2 protein-coding genes are annotated in these 2538 nt (G+C 41.1%); both read right to left on the bottom strand.

The features are described from left to right. Window positions 1-156: 156 nt before the first annotated feature. Complete coding sequence (gene istB / locus EV213_RS20480; RefSeq protein WP_208112794.1) at window positions 157-912, bottom strand: IS21-like element helper ATPase IstB; 756 nt, start codon at window positions 910-912, stop codon at window positions 157-159. After that, the gene (gene istA, locus EV213_RS20475) at window positions 909-2459 is read right to left on the bottom strand and encodes an IS21 family transposase (RefSeq protein ID WP_133582427.1); all 1551 of its coding nucleotides are present in this window, start codon (window positions 2457-2459) and stop codon (window positions 909-911) included. Before istA ends, istB begins: the two co-directional genes overlap by 4 nt. Between the last annotated feature and the right edge of the window lie 79 nt (window positions 2460-2538).

Here is a 2538-nt window from a genome sequence, read left to right as displayed (position 1 = left end):
TTGATTACAGCCAGCCAATGTTACCACCCTCGCCATGTTTTTTACCACTGTTCGCCAATGAATTTACCATGCATCGCCACCGAATTGACCAACGAATGTAAAAAGCCCTACAGATTAGTATTTTAATAATCGTGTAGGGCTGTCTTCATTGATCTGTCACACGTCCCTGCCTAATCCATGGCGCTCACGCATAGAAATCTCTCCGTCTAAGAGAATCTGATAGGAATCATGAATAATACGGTCTAAAATCGCTTCCGCAATGGTTTCATTCCCTAGTTTTATATGCCACCCACTAGGATCGATTTGTGAACAGAAAATCGTTGAAGCTATTTTATGACGAGCTTCTGTGATTTCTAGTAGAATAGATGCCTCATCTGCTGATAAATCTGTCAGTAGCCATTCATCAAGGATGAGGAGGTCCACTTTCGTATATTTTTTGATGCCTTTCCGATAGCTTCCGTCTGAAGCTACTTTGGCGAGTGTTAATTCATCCAATAATTCTGGTAAGCGAATGTAGGAGACATTATAAAACTGCCGACAGGCAGATACCCCTAAAGCAGTGGCTAGGAATGATTTCCCTGAACCAGTAGGTCCTTTCAATATGATGTTGTGACGGTCTTGTATATAGCCACCGCTTGCCAACTTCAAAATCAACTTTTTATCTAATCGTCGATCTTCATGATATTCCATATCTTCAATACACGCCTGGGAATTCATAAAGGCGGCTTTTTTGATTAAACGCTGAAGCTTATTGCTTTTCCGGCGGGAATGTTCTAAGTCGACGAGTAAACTAAAACGATCTTCAAAACTCAGCTTTTGAAATTCTTTATTCAATGCTTGATCCTTATAGGCTTCTGCCATACCACTCAATTTCATTTCGTGAAGTTTTGTTAGTGTTTGTTCATTCATCATTTATTTGTTCCCCCATAATAAGTAGCTCCACGTGTAAAACCATAAGTGTTCGTATTGATTTCTGTATGGCGTTTCAATTCCTGTTCGGCATCATTCTTTTTATTGTTCTTTAAAATCGTCTGTATACTTTTGACCGTAGGTCTTTTTGTCATAGAGGTGACCATTTTACATGCACGTTCAATTTCATATTTTGAGTAGCGACGCTCAGACTTTTTTAACGAAAATATGGATTGTAGCGCCTGTTTTTCTGTTTGTGAGGTATTCAGAAGGTATCGAATCACACTTAAAGTTGAGGCTCCAATACTTTCAGCCCATTCAACTGCAGCTTCTGGTGTTTGATCCACGAATAACTTGTGATTATCAGGCATATGGTCACGGACAGTAGAAAACTGACCGAACTTCCCATATAATCGTTTATGAGATCCGACTCGCATATGATTGAAAAAGATTTCAACGAGGTCATCAGAAAGCTTCACCTCTACTTGTCGGTTGATATATTCGTATGGAACAGAATAGAACATGCTCTCGACAGAAAGGTGATAATCTGGACGTACTTTGGCTGTTTTCCATTCAGACATTTTATAAGGTGTGATTGGAAGGGGAGAAAGCGCAAATTTCTCCTCTTCTTCAAATGCAAAAAAGCGAGACCCTTTCTTACGAGTAAAGGGACGTTGGTTAAATTCATCTAATTTCATCCACACTTCTTCGTTTAATTCATCGATACTGAAGCAATGCGTATTTCTCAGTGCAGCGATAATCCATGTAGAGATGACTCCAACAGAGCCTTCTACATTTGCCTTGTCTTTCGGCGTTCGAACCCGTGCAGGCATCACGACGGTCTTGTAATAGTCCGCCATTTCTCTGTAAGCCGGATTTAGAACCAACTCGCGTGTCGTATGCTTTGTCACACTCGTTTTCAAGTTGTCAGGCACTAAAATTTGTGTCGTGCCACCAAAATACTGATACGCATGGTTGTGGGCTGTAATCCATGAATACGAATCCATTGATAAGCTGGCTTCCGCATACGAGAATTGGCTGCACGGCAATGTCGCTACGAACACGTACGCCTTTACTTTCTCTCCACTATCTCTATCAACGACGAAAGCCGTAGATCCCGCCCAATCGACTTCCATGATTTCGCCTGGTTTTCTGCGAATTCGTAAAGTGGCTTTGTACTTGTCAGCGTATTTGCTATAGTGACGCAAGAAACTACGATAAGAGTAAGGGATTTTATGATTCGCTCGACATTCAGCCTCATATTCATGGTGAAGAAGCGAAAGCGTCACATTAGGCTTTGCCAACTCTTCATGAATATAATCAAAGTTCAATGGTTGTCGGCCAGAAGCCTCCATGGTCTTCTCCGGAAAGAGAAATTCCTCAATCCACCTGTCCGTCATTTCTTCCTCTAAAGGACAGATTAATCCCTTCTTCGTGGCTAGATTGATAATTTCTGTTACTTTTTGACGAGAGTTCCCTGTACTTGAGGCAATGCCCCTGAGACTGATTCCCTCATCGTGCAATTCAAAGATTTTTCGATAATGAATCATACAAAAATAACCTCCTACATAATAATGGCACCCCCAGAAGGAGTGCTCATTTATTATACAGAAGGTGAGCACGGTACAT

This window comes from Aureibacillus halotolerans (assembly GCF_004363045.1).
Lineage (GTDB): Bacteria > Bacillota > Bacilli > Bacillales > DSM-28697 > Aureibacillus > Aureibacillus halotolerans.
The sequence above is the reverse complement of the archived record's forward strand: the minus strand, read 5'-3'. Positions and strand labels throughout refer to the sequence as shown.

Coding starts and splice junctions, on each gene's coding strand:
- istB (WP_208112794.1), bottom strand. CDS start 912: ATGATGAATGAACAAACACTAACAAAACTTCACGAAATGAAATTGAGT.
- istA (WP_133582427.1), bottom strand. CDS start 2,459: ATGATTCATTATCGAAAAATCTTTGAATTGCACGATGAGGGAATCAGT.